We start from the raw sequence: 14,728 nt of genomic DNA on the forward strand, positions 1-14,728 counted from the left end.
GTTCGTATGTCTGGGGTAAGTTCCTGCGCTTCGCCCAGGGTTGCCCGCACGGTGGGTGGGTGCCGTACGTGGGGCCGCACATCGAAGGATCGGCCGGCCGAGGGCCTGGTCTTCGACCTCACGGATGCGCTGGTCTTACGGTTCGCCGGCGGTACACCATTGGACCCCTCGGTCTCCGGCAGTTGAAGCGCGTGCACGCGGCCGGCCCTTGCCGGGCGTCGGCTCCCGTGTGTCGCGGCACGGTCGTCGGTTTGCCGAACCGGCGCGGTGTCGGCCCGTTGAACAGGGGTGTCCGGGACGGTTCCGTGCCGTGATCACACCGGCCACGGCGTGATCATTCCACTGGTTCGGGTACCTCCTGCCCGAAGGTGGTGCGGCAGCGATCCACCTGGTCGGCCACCAGTTCCATGAACCAGCGCATGATCTCGTAGGGGATGACGTGCTCGTCATGGCTGTGGATGTGGACCGTCGGTTCCAGTTCGGGGTCCTCGTCGGGAACGAAGGCCACCAGGAGGGCGGTTCCCGGCAGATGAGTCTGTGCGTCGGGGGCCTCGGCCCACGCAGCCGGCGCGGGCTCGGCCTCGCTCAACTCCACGGCCCACGAGTCGTCGGGCAAGGCGTAGTGGAACCGGACGGCGTAGTGACGACCTGCATGTTCTCGTAGCTCTGCCGGCACGAGGGCAGGCTGCCACAGTTCGCGGTCGCGGACCCGGGATTCTTGGCCGGGCCCGTCGGCGGGGCGGGGCCCGGTGCCTACGGGACGACTCTCAGGTTCCGATGGCGTCCAGGGGGTGCGATTGCCCCAGCCCGCCGGTGAGGACGGTGGCGGGTGCGTCGGGCGCGTCGGGGACCAGGATCAGGACACAGGCGAGGAAGGTGGTTCTGATGGTGGTGAACGGCTTGTCCCGGCCCAGGAACGCGATCGTCCGGGGCACGGTCGCCGTCAGGTGTGTCTCGGGCACCAGCGCCTTCGTCTCGATCGCCTTGTCCAGGACGCAGGGGACCAGGCGGGCGCCGGAGGCGGTCCGGAAGACTGCCCGGGTGAGGGGGCGGGCGGTGACGGTGGTGGTCTGCGACATCCGCTCGTCGCGATGGGCGTCATCCTCGATCCGCTTGCGCAGGTCGGTGGTGTAACTGCCCGGCGCGAGACGGGCCTCGGACGCGGCGGGGCCGCCGGGCACCGACATTGCGGCGGCGTACCGTTCGCACACCGCGCCCGCGCCGGCGGTGGTCGCGGTGCGGGCGGCGCCGGAGGGGTCCCGTGCCACGTCCTCGAACTTCGGACGGGCCTGACGTTCGGGGCTCGCGCCCGCGGTGGCGGGTGGGTCGCCCACCCGGGCGTAGGCGGTAAACACGACCTTCCACGCCGCGCCGGGCGTCTCCTGGACGAAGTGGACGACGGCCTTGTCCTCGCTGTCGGCACCGGTGGCGGCGACCGCGACGAACGTGCGGGGATGGCCGCTCGCGCGAGGGATCCAGAACTGCGGGTCCAGGTGGGTGAACGGCTCGGAGGGTTTGCGGTTCGGGATCAGCCGGTCGGCACGGTACCCCGCCAGGGATGCCTCCAGCAGTTCGCCGCCCTCGACCCCGGCGAGGCGGTCGCCGTCCAGGGCGGCGTTCGACGCGTTGTTCTCGGTGTCGTAGTGTTCCAGGACCTGCCGGGCCTCGCCCTCGGAGATCACCGGCGGGTCGGGAGCCGGCGACACCGCCGACGCGCTCGGCACGGGCCTGGTGTCCCCGCCGCCCGACGAACAACCCGCCACCGCGCATCCCGCCGACACCAGCACGGCCACCGTCGTACCGAGACGTCTCGTCCATCCGCGCATCCGGTTCCCCCGAACTGCGGCCCGTCATCGACCGGTCCACACTCGCACACGGCTGCGACGATGTGCGGACCGCCGGGGCGCGGACGACGCGCGCACCACCGACGGCACGTCGAACCCGCCGGGGACGGCGCGATCGTTGCCGGCGTCGCACCGGAGCCGACGGCCCCGGGGGAGGAGCAGTCGGAGGCGGCACGGCGGGGCCGCGACGATCCGCCGGGACATCGCCCGACGGGATGTGCGAGGCCGGCATCGAACCCCGGCGCGGTCTCCGGCCCCGCGGTGGGGGCACGACAACGCGATCTGCTGCCGGAGCGCTGCGCGCCGGTGGCGTGACCCGCGGACGCGGGGTCGCTAACGCCCCACTTCGTCGGCCAGGCGTCGGGCGGCGATCTCGATCGTCGCCTCGTGCTTGTCGATGCGGGCCGACGCCGTGTCGAACGGCTCGTCCGGTAGGCCCAGTTCCTCGACGCGGGCCGCGCAGCCGGCGACGCACGCCCGGGCGGCCTGCAGCACGGACCGGGTCAGGGCCGCCGCGGTCGCCAGGTCCGCTCGCGCGGCCGGGTCGTCGGGGGACAGGGCGATCGCCTCGTCGGCGACGCGCGCGGCCAACACGACCAGCCAGGAGGCGTGTTCGGCCTGGAACCGCAACCGCAGCGCCAACGTGTCCCGCGCGGCGAGGTCGCCGTCCCCCGCCCCTTCCAGATCGACGATCGCCGCCGCGACCTTGTCCGCGATTTCGGAGAGTTCCACCGCGCTCTCCCGCGCCCGGTAGCGCGGTCCCGCGCACGTGCCGCCGGCCGCTTCCACGAGGGCCGCGGCCGCCGCCAAAGTCAACGCCGCGACGTGCGGGCCCCGGGCGACGCCCGGATCGGGATGCGCCCACGACCGGAGCATCGCGCCGAACGGCCGGAGGCCGTCGCGGCCTTCCCCCAGGTCGTCCTCCAACTCCATGCAGTCCTCGACCGTGACGGGATCGGCGTTGCGCGTCCAGCGCGGCTCGAAATTCATACCGCGAACGTAGACGGGGAATGTCCGCGTCCGGGCCCGAAATGGCGATTCGCCACTCTCCGGGGCCGATTCCGGCCGCGCCCGCCGGCACGCCGACGGGCGAGGCGGGTGGTGTCGTATCCGCCTGCGAGGGTGGCGCCGTGGGTACCCGGCGTGCCCGCTGCGGGTCGTGCTTCGAAGGGAGAACCGATGCTCGGGGAACGAGTGGTCGAGCTGTCGGCGGCGGTTTCGGCGTTCAGGGCCCGCATCGCGCGCCACGAGGCCACGCGCGGGCATTGCGCGTCGCGCGCGACGGCACAGTGGTGTCCGCAGGGCAAGGCGCTGTTCGAGGCGCAGTGCGCCTGGTGCAGGCAGCGGGCCGTGTGTGTCGAGCACGGCGACGAGCTGGTCTGGGTGCGGTGCGCGGATCTCGCGGCGAGGGCGCGGTGCGCGGGCTGCGGCGCATACCGCGTCGCGATGCGCCGCCGGGGCGTCTACGTGTGCCGGGGGTGCCTCCTTGTTTCGACAGACGCGAGCTCCGTCACCAAGAGGCGAAAACCCTGGACCCCAACATCGGGGAGCGCCGGTTGCGCGCAGGCGCATCCTTTCGCGCGGAGGTCGATCCCGTTGGATCCACGCATCCCACGACGGCGCGTTACGAGCCGCTCGGCCAGCATTTCGTGCGCGTGACGCCCGTGCGGATGCCGACCGGGTCCTCGGCCGGATTCCACGTACACAAGGGCGTGTTCCTCACGTACCAGGGCCGACCATGTCGTGCAGGCGGTCTCTCTTGCGCCGCGATGATGGAGCACACACGCCAGAGCGGACAGCCCGTGCTCGAAGCCGAACGGCCGGCAACGGCGATCACCCCCCCGGCCCGCGCAACGCCCCGACGACCCACCACCGGCATCGCGTGGCGGGCAGCCGTGCACGGTCAGACTTGGAACTTCCTGCTCTGCACGCCGTAGAACGTCGCCTTCGCGGGCCGGACCTCGCTCTCGGCCAGTGTGTCGGCCAGCTTCGTGAACGCCTCGCTGCGCCGCACCACGTCGAGGAACCTGGTCAGCGCTTCCTTGTCTTCCCATAGTGCCTGTGCCGCGCTGATGATCAGTGACTTGAGTCGTTCGGTCTCGTCCACCGCGTTGCCTCCCCGCGTCGTCGACCACGACGGGCCCTACCCACCGGCGACCGGCGGCGAACCGCCGTCGGCGCATCGACGTCCCGCCCTTCGCCCCGACTCCCCGCGAGGGACGCCACGTTCGTCGGTTCCACCGGCGGGCGCCCTTCGGCGAGCGTGACCTCTCCGTGGGGCGTACCCATTCGTCGGGGACACCCTTTAGGGTGTGCGGATCGACCAGGGAGACAGGGGACGCGCCACGTGGTCATTCACCACCGGCCCGGCCGGGTGAGACACCGACGCGCCGCGTTGGCGGCGGCCGCGGGGGTGGTTCTGCTCGCCGCCGGCTGCACGTCCTCCGGTTCGACCGAGCCGAATTCCGCCGCCCCCGCCGCCTCCGCGCGTGCCTCGGCCGAGGCGGCGGGGTTGTCCCGGCGGGACGCGGAGGCGGTGTTCGCCCACTACGGCGAGGCCAAGGCACAGTCCTGGCACGCGACTCCCGTTGGCCCTCGACCACACACGGCCGGGATCTGACCTACTTTCGTCAGGAAAGGCCGAACGGCCCCTGGAAGGCCACGTTCTCGAGCCCGATCAACGTCAGGAACGGTGACGCCGGGCAACCCCTCGTCGACGCCACCGTGCCGGCCACGCCGTTCCCCACACCCACCGAGACCTTCGCCCCGGGCCAGACGGCGCCGGAGTCGTTGCCTGCGATGCCCGCCCTCGACGGCGAGAGCGCGCGTACCCTCACCGGTGAGGCCGCGAGCAGGCAGCCGGGATCTGCGCGGACTTCGCCGCGTGCCGCAGCCGCACCGCCGCCGCCGGCCCCAAGGCGTCGGGCGAGCGGTTCGCTCCCGGCGATCGCACGACCGGCCTGACCGGCCGTGAGGCCGAAAGCGCCCGCGAACTCGGCCCGATCACCTGGACCCGCGACGTCCGCCCGACCACCGACCCCGCGCTGCCGATCCTGCAACTCGGCGACGGCAAGGCCTTGGTCGCCTGCACCTTCGACAGCCTCGACGTCACCGACGCCCGCCAAGCCCCCGGCCACCACATCCTCTACGACGCGAACGCCAAGGTCCTGCGCCTGCTGGGGGCACAACCGCGCCGGGCCCGCGTCGAACGCACGCTGGTGGAGGTCGCCGTCCTCGCCGTTCCCCCCGACGGACCGACGATGTGCGGAGCGATCCCGTCCGCGAGCACGTCCGGCGCCGGATCGAGGTGCAGGTGCGGGGCCCGCCACAGGGCCACGCGCAGCGACGTGTCGTCCGGCGTCGTGATGCGTTCGTCGTAAGGCATGACTCACTCCGTTCGGTCGGCCCGCGCCGACAGGGTCCACTCCCGCCCGTCGGGGTTGCGGACGGTCGTCTCCCCAGTCCCGCGGTGGGTGTCCTCGAACGGGGAGACCACCTCGAGCCCGTCGGCGGGCCGGAACGCGTCCGGGGGCCGCCGTGGCCCCGATGACAACCTCGCTGCGGCGACGCTCCGGCTTCCGGGAGTGATTCGGGCGGTCGGGTCAGAACGGAAAGGCGTACGGGGCGGTTCGGACGCGGTCGTGGATCGCGCGCAACCATGGCAGGCGGACGGCGGGCAGGCCGACGAGGGTGCGCAGGAACAGGGGGCCGGCGGGGCGGAATCGGCTCCACGGGTGGCGCGGCAGCGGGTCGTCGCGGAGCACGCCCTCGGGTATGCGGCCGCTCGCCGGAATCGGCGGGCGGTCGCACTGGTGGCGGCGGTCGTGGCGGTCCTGGTGGAAGGCCAGGTACATCCACACCTCGGCGGCCAGGGGCACAGCGGCGACGGGGGCGAGCGACCGCCATGCCTCACCCGTCTGCGGGTGGATCGGGACCAGGAGGATGTCGGCATCGTCGTCGTGGTCGGGCAGGCCCGGGCCGGCCGGGACCAGGCGTTTCGCCGGCGGGCCCGGCGGCAGCAAGGTGTCGAGGGAGCGGCCGAAGGTCTCGGTGAGCAGACCGCCGGGCACGGTCACGGGAGCGCCGGCCGATGCCGCCACCACGTGGGCCAGGGCCACTCCGACCGCCGCCTCCCATCGGGGGTTCCACCACCCCTGCGGCTCGATCGGCTCGGTGGCCGAGCGCTCGTTCGCCAACGTGGCCCAGTCGAGCGACGGGGGTTCGCGGTCGTCGCCGGCGAGGAGGCGTACGGCCTGCGGGTCGAATCGCACCTCCTGCCAGGCCCCACAGTCGTCGATCCGGGTGGCCACCGGCCGGCCGCACCCCGTACAGGCCAGGTTCGGTCCGGCCCTGCCGTCCACTCCGTAGCAGGAGCCCTCGCATCGGTCCGGAATCAGGGCGGTGTTACGGGCGTCACCGGGTGTGACGACCACGGTTCCGGGCGTGCCGAAGCACACGGCATGCGTGGGCGCGAACAGGCCCCGGGCCGCCGCTTGTGCCGGCCCCACCTCGTCCCACGGTCGCCAAGGCGGTCCGAAGGGTGCGGGGTCGATGGCGTAGGTCCCGGATTCCATGAGCGGGGGAGCAGTTCGTGGCCGACATCGTGGCCGGCGTGGACGGGAAGTGCCACCCGCGACACGGGGGCTGACAAGATCGTGCCGCACTCGGCGCACGCGAACCGGGCCATGCATCCCCTTACTTCGGTCACGGGGATTGTCCCGGCTCGGTCGTCGACGGCCAACGGGTTTTTCGGTGGCGGTGGCGGTGGCGTTGTCGGCGGTCAAGGCGTTCTCTCGCATCCCGTGCCGTCGGCGGCGGCTTCGCGGCCAGGGTGATCTGCGGCGGCCCCGGGAGGCGGCCCGCCGGGATGGTCACGAAGTTCGGGCGCCGACATGCCGGGCCGGATGGGTGGGCGCGGGAGAGGCCGTCGCGGGTCACAGGCAACTCCACGGGCGGTTGCCGCCTGCGCAGGTCGCGGGTGGTTGGGGAAACATCGGGGTGTGCGGCGGGGTGGGCTTCGGCCTGGTGCGTTCGGTCCGGTAGTGGATCGTCACGGATGCGCGGACGACGAACGGGTGCTCGTTGTAGGCGTGTTGCCAACGCACGGGCTTGGCATACAGGCTGCTCCCGCTCCCTCCGAGCGGGCCGTATTGCTCGTCCGCGCCCGGCGGGGGCGTCGGGTCCGGTGGGCGCAGGTCCGGAACCGGTTGTGGCCGCGCCCAGGTCGCCGTGTCCGGCGCCAGCCCGAGCCTGCGCGCCTCGCGCTCGAACGCGGTCGTCGATGTCGTGGGATCGTCCGTACCGTAGAAGTACACGACCGTGGACGTGCATGTCACGCCCGTCATGCCCGCCTGCGGCTTCATCCGGGGCGTGGTGTCGCGCCAACACCGGTCGAAGACGAAACGCTCGAACTCCGCACTCGCCGGCCGGCCGAAGACCCGGAAAGGCGCCTCCACCTCGACCCGCGCACGCCGTTCCTCCGCGCGATGCCTTTCGTGCGCCTCCCTCTCCCTTTCGTCAGCCGCGAACTGCCGTTGGCACGCGTACAGCCCGCCGAGGACGGTCACGACCGCCAGGGTGATCACGGCCAGGACGAATCGGCCGAGCCACAACAGGCAACCACCCATGGGCCGCGTATCGGGACGCGAAGACATGTGCCCATCGTGGCCCGCAACCGCGCCCGCATCGGCGGTCGTTGCGCACTCGCAACCCACCCGCCACGACGCGGCAAGCCCCCGTCCCGGCGCGTGACGCACGGCCGGGCCCGGCGGCCACGGTCGAGGCCGCTACCGACGACAACTCCACTGCAGGCCGACGGCGTTGGTACAGAGCCGATCGGGGCGATCCTCCGCCTCGGCGCTCTCGGTATCGAACCGGCCAGCACTCCGGTGCCCGCCGTTCGGGTCGAAGTCACCGGGATCGACAACGGTGCCCGGTTCCGGTCCGCATTCCACCGGCGTCTTCGACAAAGCCATCGCCCACGGACGACCCGAGTACACGAAAATCAGGAGCCCGGCCACCGGCCGGGCTCCTGAACACTGGTAGCGGGGGCAGGATTCGAACCATGCGACCTCTGGGTTATGAGCCCAGCGAGCTACCGAGCTGCTCCACCCCGCGTCGGTACGACCAGTCTACGGATTCCGAGCGGCGGGCGCGTCTCCTTTTCTCCGGACAGCCCACTACCGGTGCCCGATCCCCGAATTTGCCGGCCCGCTCCCACCTTCACGACTTCACCTTCGTCGCGACCGGCCGCACCGCCACGGCGCGACCGGCATCGAGGACACGCCCGACACCACCCTGGTGGGCGAAGCCCTCGCCCGGGCGCCGAAGGCGAGTATGCCTTCGACCTCGACGACAACCGCGGGCAAGTGCGCCGTCGCCACCGAGCCCGTCGATCCGGAGAAAGCGGTGGGGAGCCTCCCGAGCCACCCGACACGACCCTGCTCTCCCGACGGCCGGGGCGCACGATGTCCGCAGCCGCGAACGGCACGCCGTGTCGGGTGAATTCCCTTCCGCGCCCGCCCGCCTGGGCCGGTACCCGCCGCAGGACTGCGCGTGCGCTTCAGGAGAAGCTGTGCCATTCCTCGGCGGGGATGTGGCTCTGCGTCGAGTCCGCGCATCGGGGTGCCCATTCCCGGGCGACGAGTACCGGCCGGGTCAGGACGCGGTCCCCGGCGCGTTGGACGCGCATCACGACGCCGAGCTCGGGCGCGCACAGGTTCGCCTCCAGGGAGAACACCGCTGCGAGGCCGTGGGCGACGAGACGGTCGATCAACGCGTCCTCCAGGACGGACGGCACCCGACCCACCAGCGGGATCCCGCCGAAGTCCACCTGCGGACCGTTCCGTGCGTCGACGACGATCGCGGCCAGGCCGAACGCCCGGTCGTAGTACAGGTGCACCCCGGCCCCGGCGCCGTACCGGACGGGCCACATGTCGGCCCGCGACACCCATCCGGTGCCGTCCTCCAGCGATCCGATGGTCTTCAGGACCCCGTCGAGCGCGGCCGCCGCCTGCTCGTGGGTCATGCCGAACCTCAGCGGGCCCACGTGCTCGAACGGCGTGAACGACCACACCGCGCGCCGCGACTCCTCCACCACGTCCCACACACCCGCCACACCGAACCTCCGCCGCTCGTCCGTCGATCCCGCGGCGCGCGGCCGATGCGCGCCGGACGTGGGGGAGGCTACGGGCACGGGACGACAACCTGCCCGAAGCGCGGCGGCCCCACACCCACGAACCGCCTCGGCATCCACATCCTCATCCGGCCGGTCTTCCACCCCGCACAGACACTCGGCGACCTCGTCCGGCAGGCTGCCGAGACGAACGTGGGCGATCCACGATTGGGCGCGGCGGTGCGCGGTGTCCGCGAGAATCGACGGGTGATCCCCTACAGGCGCGGCAGCGTCGTCCCGGCGGTCGTGGACACCCACTCGCCGTACGGGGTGATGGTGCGTCTGCCCAACGGCGAACGCGCCCTTCTCGAGCGGCGATACCTTGAACCCGACCCGCGGGATCCGCACGGCCGGCCCGCGCCGGGAACACGTGCGGACGTCGTGGTCCCGGGCTACCGGTCCAGGCGGGTGCCGATGGCTTCTGCGCCCCGGGTGAGTGCCCTTCCGAGCACCCCCGACCCGGCGGGATCAGCGCGACCGTCGAGCCGCACCTTCCGTAGACCTTTCCGCCGGGTCACCGCCGACCACTGCGACACGGCGCCGCGCCATCGCGCACATGGCTCGACCATGTCTGCCACGACCGGTGCGGAGGTTTTGCCGGTGTTGTCACGAGGCCACGGGCCGGCCGTCGAGTTCGACGAGTCGGAGCTCTCTCCGGGCCGGTCCCCGTCGGGGAGTGCGACCAGCTCGTAGACCCCGGTGTGGGTGTGGCCTGCGGTGGCGAACGTATTGAGCGAGCCGAGCTCGTCGGTGGTGTATCGGTTCGTTTGGCCGGCCATCGGACCGTCGAGGTAGATCGCCGTACACAGGCGAAATCGGAATGGGGGCAGGCGCTCCACCTTGTCCAGGCCGTGACGGGCGGCGAGTTCGACGAGGTCCTCCTCGGTCGGCGCCGGGTCCACGAACACCGCGCCTTGTTCGGGCCCGGTCAACGCGTGACGGCCGTCCGCGCAGACGGGGGACGGGCCGAGATATCCGATGAGTTGGGGCATGGTCCATTCTCCCGCCCGACGTCGCGAACACGAAGCGAACCGGTGACGAGAAATCCCCGATACCCCGTACGGACCACTCTTCCCCGAAGGCAAGGTCCGGTGGGCAGGTGCCGGTTACGCTCCGGACACGGTGTGCTCGACCGCGTGCCGTGAACGAGCGGGGAGTGCGTGGTGGCGGTGGGGACTTCGGTGGGCGAGGACGACCTGCGCGTGACGTTGGCCCGGCGCAGCGGCCTGGACGAGGCGTCGCTCTGGTTTCCCGTGCACGAGGTGCCGCGCGTGTTCGGAGTGTCGTGGCCGTTGACCGGCGACCGGGCCGCGGAGGTCCTGTCGGCCCTGCTCGACGGCCTGCGACGCACGCTCCCGCCGCCGGAGGTGCCGCCGGGTGCCCGGGGCCGCCGGTACGTGTACCTGGCCGAGGTCACCGACCGGTACACGCGGTGCGACACCCGCCGCGTCCTCGAACGCACCCACCACGCCGGGATCACCCGGGCGCGCCCGGACGGACGCGCCTACGACCCGCGTTCGGAACACGGGTGGGGCGCCCGCCCCTCCACGGCGCCCGACACGGCCGGCACGCCGTCGTGGGGGTGGTGGCGGGCCGTGCGCGAGGCGGGGGTGCGGCCGTCGTACCGGATGCCCGACCCGTACGTCGGCGAGGGTCCGCCGCACGTCGACCGCGCGCTGGACCTGCGCGAGTCCACCGGGGACGAGCGGGCCTACCGCGCCGCGCTGCTCGCGGCCGTGCGCGAGGATCCTCGGCAACTCGACTGCTGGGCACACCTCGGCAGTGACGCTTTCGATCGCGCCGAAGCCGACGAGGCCGCGTTGTCCGAGGCCCTGGGGTTCTACCAGAGCGCCGTGGCCGTCGCCGAGTTGTCCCTGCCGCCGGCGTTCGACGGAGTCCTGGCCTGGAGCGAGTTGGACAACCGGCCGTTCCATCGGGCCCTGCATGGCCTCGGGTTGACGTGGTGGAGGCTCGGCGACACGGAGAGGGGGGCGACCGTGTTGGGGAACAGCCTGTTCACCAACCCCGACGACAACCAGGGCATCCGCTACCTCGTCGGTCCGGCACGGGCGGGCATCGCCTATCCCCGTCATCCCCTGGACCTGAACACGACGACGCAACGCCTTCGCGATGCCGAACGACCCCGGCTCCCAGCACTCCTCGAGAAGTCAGGGCTGGTCCCGCGCACGTATTGCCGCAGGCCGGAAGCACTGCGGGTATCCCGCAACGGGTGGGTCGGGGGCGTTGTCCCTGTGGGGTTCAGCCGAAGGGTGCGACGGCGCGGACGATGGTGACGACCAGGATTCCGGGGCTGACTTGCGCGGTTACGTATTCGTGGGCCATCGGGGTCCGGTGTCCGGGTGGTGGGCCCACACGTATTGAGTGTCGGGTGTGACGGTCATGCCGTGGTCGTACAGCCCCGGGCCGCCCCACGCGATCCACCGGTCCCAGGCCGCCTCCAGTTCGTTGCCCAGCCGCCGCGCTCCGCCCTGGTACAGCGTGGTTCCGATGCCCGCCGAGGCGGAGTACACGGCCCAGGAGGTGTCGCCGTCGTGGATCCAGGCGTTGACCCCATCGGCGTCGCGCGCGGCGTGCACGCGCACCTCGGGCAGCGCGACGCGCAGCGCGAACAGCAGGTGGGCGTCGTCGCACAGCGGCGCCAGGTCCCGGAACACGCCGCGTTCGTCCTCGGCCGGCGCGTCGCCCCGGACGTCGGTGAAGCGGGGTTCGGGCGGGGTGCCGCGGGCGGGCATGAACGTGGCGAGCCCCTGGACCCAACCGGAGGCGGACAGCCCGTCGTCGGCGACGGTCAATGCGACATGTCCCAGCCGTCCCCACGGGGTGACCAGGCGGCCTCCGGGGCGGGTGTGCGCGACCCACGCCCACGGCACCCGCTCGACCGCGTACGTCGAGATCACCCGATCCCACGGGGGTTGCGCCGGGAGACCGCCCGCCCCGTCCCCGACCTCGACCCGTACGTCCACCCCCGCCGCGGCGAGCGCCTTGCGGGCCGCCTCGGCCAGGTCGGGATCGACCTCGACACTGACGACGCCGCCGGCTCCGGCGCGGCGGGCGAGCAGGGCCGCGTTCCATCCGGTCCCGGTGCCCAACTCCAGGACCCGCTGCCCGGGTTCCAGGAGCAGGGAGTCGAGCATGTCCACCACCACCGCCTGGCACGACAGGCTCGACGTGGGCACCGCCTCGACGACCTGCGTCACCGCGGCGTCGTCCGGCCCGGCGTACACCAACGACACCCACGCGTCCTCGTCGACCGCCCGGTCCACCGGCACATACGCCGCGCCGTCCCAGCGCCACAGCCGATCGGGCGCGAACGCGTCCCGAGGCGTGGCCTCCACAGCGCTACGGATCCACGGCGCGCGCACGGGCCAGTCGCCACGCCGTTCCATCTCGTCCGCCAATCGCGACCGCGCCTCGACCACGTTCACGGAGGCCTACTCGTCCTTCTTGTGTCGGCCGTTCGACGGCGGGGGAGGGGGCACGCGCCCGTCGGAGTTGTCCGGCGGAGGATTGCCCTTCGACGGATCCGGCGGCGGCTTCTCGTGCTGGCCCATGAACGCCTCCTCGGTCACGCAGAGAAACCACATGATGACGCAGCACCGCGTCCGTACGGAAGACGCACCGTACGGCGGGGGTCGGGACACCACCAACTCGACGATCGATTGACATCCGTACCCCACGGCTCTACACCGGTACGCGGCGACCGGGACCGCCGCCAGGCCACCCTCGCCCACCCCTTCCTGCGCCACGAGGCCGGCGGGGCGGGTTGTAGCTGCGTCCGAGGGGGCGGATGCGGGACGGAGGTGCGGTGGCGCCGTGGACACGTGCGGTGGTGTGGGCGAGGGCTTGTTCGAATCAGTCGTCGGTGAGTGCGTCGGATTCGTCGCACGCCGATCAGGGTCTGTTGACCACGGGGCCGTTCAGATGCATGTTTCGCAGGTTCGCGCCGGGCAGTTTCGCGCCGGCGAGTTTCGCGCCGGCCAGGTCCGCGCCGCGGAGGTCCGCGCCGGTCAGGTCCACGCCGACCAGGTCCACGTTGCGCAGGTCCGCGCCGCGGAGGTTCGCGCGGTTCAGGTTTGCGCCGGGCAGTTTCGCGTCGGTCAGGTTCGCCCCGCTCAGGTTCGCGCCGCTCAGGTCCGCGTCGGTCAGGTTCGCGCCGGGCAATGTCGCGTCGGTCAGGTTCGCACCGGCCAGGTCCACGGCGGGCAGGTTCGCGCCGGTCAGGTCCGCACCGGCCAGGTGCGCGCCGGTCAGCTTCGCCTTGCGCAGTCGTGCGTTGGGCAGGTTCGCGCCGCTCAGGTGCGCGCCGCTCAGGTCCGCGCTGCCCAGGCACGCGCCGATCAGGTTCGCGTGGCTCAGGTTCGCGCGGCTCAGGTTCGCGCCGCTCAGGTCCGCGCCGGTCAGGTTGGCGCTGGTCAGGTTCGCGTCGATCAGGTTCGCGTCGATCAGGTTCGCCTTGATCGCAACTGCGCCGCGCAGGTGCGCGCCGGTCAGGTTCGCGCAGAACAGGTTCGCACCGAACAGGTCCGCGTCGGTCAGGTCCGCTTTGCGCAGGTGGAGGCCGGAGAGGTTCACCCGTGAACCGGTGGCGGTGGCGGTGGGCCTAAGGAGTGCCAGGGTGGTCAACGCCGTCTGGACGTCGGGGTCCGGGTGGTCGGGCGGGTCGGTGACTCCGACGGCGGGGGCGCGGTCGCGGAGGAATGCGACGAGGATGCGCGCGATGTGGTCCGTCTGTTCCGGGGCGTCCTGGACGATCTGCTCCAGCGCGAAGACCCCGCCGGAGCGCACGTAGGGGTGATCGGACCCCAGGCGTTCCAGCGCGTTGGTGAATCGCTCGGTCACCTGACCACGACGATTGAGCCGGAAGTTTCGGGCCGTGTACAACAGCGCGAGGCCCGCGCCCAGGGCGGCCAATCCCTGGATCGCGGCCAACCGGAACTGTCCCTCGGCCTGCGCACGCGTCGCATCGTCCAGCCGATCCCACCCCGGACGCGACATCGGCACCACCGCGTGCAGCACCATCGAACCCCACAACCCGACCACCACCGCGGCCACACCGACCCCGCCGGCCCACACCCACCGGCGCCCGACTCCACCCCATCCACGACGTGTCATAGCCACATGGAACAACCCGGCCGGACCGGCGGTACGCAAAAACGGGGGATCGATCCGATTCCGAGGGGACTCCCTACACACGTGACAGCACCGGCCCCGAACCGCCCGCCGGCCCCCCGGCCCGGTTCACGTCCAGCGCATGCCCGATGCGTCCATCTCGGCGATGCGTTCGGCCGAGAGCCTCGCCCGCCTGCTCCCGCTCGTCGTCACCCACACCCCCAACCTGACGTCCTCGGGCCACCCGTCGAACGCCACCACCGACTCCACATGGGCGCGCGGCACCTTCAAATGCCCCACCCGGGCCCGGTACGCCGCCGCCGCGCCGACCGCGATCAACCCAAACCAACCGAGACGGCGTACCCGGCACCCGTCGATCTGCGAGCAACGTCCTTGCGAGGGTGGTCTCACCCTGTCTCCCTCGCGAGGCGGGAGTATCAGGATTTAGGTGTACGGGGTCTCGTTTGAGTGAGTCTGGGTTTCGACTAGATCGTTGATGTGATTTGGCTTAGTGGTCGTAGGCGGTCAGGGAGCGTTTGACTGGGGTGCCGGTTTGCCAGTTGTGCCAGATGGCGGCGTT

The 14,728-nt window shown here is 72.0% G+C and carries 16 protein-coding genes and 1 tRNA gene; 2 read left to right on the plus strand and 15 right to left on the minus strand.

The features are described 5' to 3' along the window. Nucleotides 1–334 precede the first annotated feature (334 nt). The 4 genes from ACH4XV_RS39175 to ACH4XV_RS39190 form a co-directional block, all read right to left on the minus strand. Complete coding sequence (locus ACH4XV_RS39175) at nucleotides 335–616, minus strand: hypothetical protein (protein WP_395797774.1); 282 nt, start codon at nucleotides 614–616, stop codon at nucleotides 335–337. A 151-nt stretch (nucleotides 617–767) separates the two neighbouring features. Continuing rightward, nucleotides 768–1,826: a hypothetical protein gene (locus ACH4XV_RS39180; RefSeq protein WP_395797776.1), complete on the minus strand. Its 1,059-nt coding sequence runs from the start codon at nucleotides 1,824–1,826 to the stop codon at nucleotides 768–770. Between the two features lie 351 nt (nucleotides 1,827–2,177). After that, complete coding sequence (locus tag ACH4XV_RS39185; RefSeq protein ID WP_395797778.1) at nucleotides 2,178–2,834, minus strand: hypothetical protein; 657 nt, start codon at nucleotides 2,832–2,834, stop codon at nucleotides 2,178–2,180. Nucleotides 2,835–3,747: 913 nt separating this feature from the next. Continuing rightward, complete coding sequence (locus tag ACH4XV_RS39190) at nucleotides 3,748–3,951, minus strand: hypothetical protein (RefSeq protein WP_395797779.1); 204 nt, start codon at nucleotides 3,949–3,951, stop codon at nucleotides 3,748–3,750. Between the two features lie 240 nt (nucleotides 3,952–4,191). Here ACH4XV_RS39190 and ACH4XV_RS39195 point away from each other — a divergent pair, with 240 nt between their 5' ends. Further along, nucleotides 4,192–4,464 carry a hypothetical protein gene (locus tag ACH4XV_RS39195; RefSeq protein ID WP_395797781.1) on the plus strand — a complete coding sequence of 91 codons (273 nt, stop codon included), beginning with the start codon at nucleotides 4,192–4,194 and terminating at the stop codon, nucleotides 4,462–4,464. A gap of 10 nt (nucleotides 4,465–4,474) precedes the next feature. Here ACH4XV_RS39195 and ACH4XV_RS39200 read toward each other — a convergent pair whose 3' ends face one another. The 8 genes from ACH4XV_RS39200 to ACH4XV_RS39235 all read right to left on the minus strand — a co-directional run bounded on the left by ACH4XV_RS39200 (nucleotide 4,475) and on the right by ACH4XV_RS39235 (nucleotide 10,010). Continuing rightward, nucleotides 4,475–4,969 (minus strand): hypothetical protein, encoded by a 495-nt coding sequence (locus tag ACH4XV_RS39200; RefSeq protein ID WP_395797782.1) that lies wholly within the window; start codon nucleotides 4,967–4,969, stop codon nucleotides 4,475–4,477. Between the two features lie 20 nt (nucleotides 4,970–4,989). Further along, nucleotides 4,990–5,229, minus strand: coding sequence for a hypothetical protein (locus tag ACH4XV_RS39205; RefSeq protein WP_395797784.1), 240 nt, complete (start codon nucleotides 5,227–5,229; stop codon nucleotides 4,990–4,992). A gap of 217 nt (nucleotides 5,230–5,446) precedes the next feature. Then, the gene (locus ACH4XV_RS39210) at nucleotides 5,447–6,352 is read right to left on the minus strand and encodes a hypothetical protein (RefSeq protein WP_395797786.1); all 906 of its coding nucleotides are present in this window, start codon (nucleotides 6,350–6,352) and stop codon (nucleotides 5,447–5,449) included. Between the two features lie 426 nt (nucleotides 6,353–6,778). Continuing rightward, nucleotides 6,779–7,498 (minus strand): hypothetical protein, encoded by a 720-nt coding sequence (locus tag ACH4XV_RS39215; RefSeq protein WP_395797788.1) that lies wholly within the window; start codon nucleotides 7,496–7,498, stop codon nucleotides 6,779–6,781. Between the two features lie 132 nt (nucleotides 7,499–7,630). Next, nucleotides 7,631–7,864 (minus strand): hypothetical protein, encoded by a 234-nt coding sequence (locus tag ACH4XV_RS39220; RefSeq protein WP_395797790.1) that lies wholly within the window; start codon nucleotides 7,862–7,864, stop codon nucleotides 7,631–7,633. 19 nt (nucleotides 7,865–7,883) lie between these two features. Next, nucleotides 7,884–7,961: transfer RNA gene (locus tag ACH4XV_RS39225), tRNA-Met, on the minus strand. 445 nt (nucleotides 7,962–8,406) lie between these two features. Further along, nucleotides 8,407–9,039, minus strand: coding sequence for a hypothetical protein (locus ACH4XV_RS39230; protein ID WP_395797792.1), 633 nt, complete (start codon nucleotides 9,037–9,039; stop codon nucleotides 8,407–8,409). 371 nt (nucleotides 9,040–9,410) lie between these two features. Then, nucleotides 9,411–10,010, minus strand: a complete 600-nt coding sequence (locus ACH4XV_RS39235) for a hypothetical protein (protein ID WP_395797794.1) — start codon at nucleotides 10,008–10,010, stop codon at nucleotides 9,411–9,413. Between the two features lie 171 nt (nucleotides 10,011–10,181). Between ACH4XV_RS39235 and ACH4XV_RS39240 the strand changes: the two genes are divergently transcribed. After that, a complete protein-coding gene (locus tag ACH4XV_RS39240) occupies nucleotides 10,182–11,312 on the plus strand; it encodes a hypothetical protein (RefSeq protein ID WP_395797796.1) in 1,131 nt (376 codons plus the stop codon). A gap of 30 nt (nucleotides 11,313–11,342) precedes the next feature. Here ACH4XV_RS39240 and ACH4XV_RS39245 read toward each other — a convergent pair whose 3' ends face one another. The 3 genes from ACH4XV_RS39245 to ACH4XV_RS39255 all read right to left on the minus strand — a co-directional run bounded on the left by ACH4XV_RS39245 (nucleotide 11,343) and on the right by ACH4XV_RS39255 (nucleotide 14,559). After that, nucleotides 11,343–12,464: a methyltransferase domain-containing protein gene (locus tag ACH4XV_RS39245; RefSeq protein ID WP_395797798.1), complete on the minus strand. Its 1,122-nt coding sequence runs from the start codon at nucleotides 12,462–12,464 to the stop codon at nucleotides 11,343–11,345. Nucleotides 12,465–12,930: 466 nt separating this feature from the next. Beyond that, the gene (locus ACH4XV_RS39250) at nucleotides 12,931–14,151 is read right to left on the minus strand and encodes a pentapeptide repeat-containing protein (RefSeq protein ID WP_395797800.1); all 1,221 of its coding nucleotides are present in this window, start codon (nucleotides 14,149–14,151) and stop codon (nucleotides 12,931–12,933) included. A 126-nt stretch (nucleotides 14,152–14,277) separates the two neighbouring features. After that, nucleotides 14,278–14,559, minus strand: a complete 282-nt coding sequence (locus ACH4XV_RS39255) for a helicase associated domain-containing protein (RefSeq protein ID WP_395797802.1) — start codon at nucleotides 14,557–14,559, stop codon at nucleotides 14,278–14,280. Nucleotides 14,560–14,728 lie beyond the last annotated feature (169 nt).

It is taken from the genome of Embleya sp. NPDC020630, assembly GCF_044334985.1.
Taxonomy (GTDB): Bacteria; Actinomycetota; Actinomycetes; order Streptomycetales; family Streptomycetaceae; genus Embleya.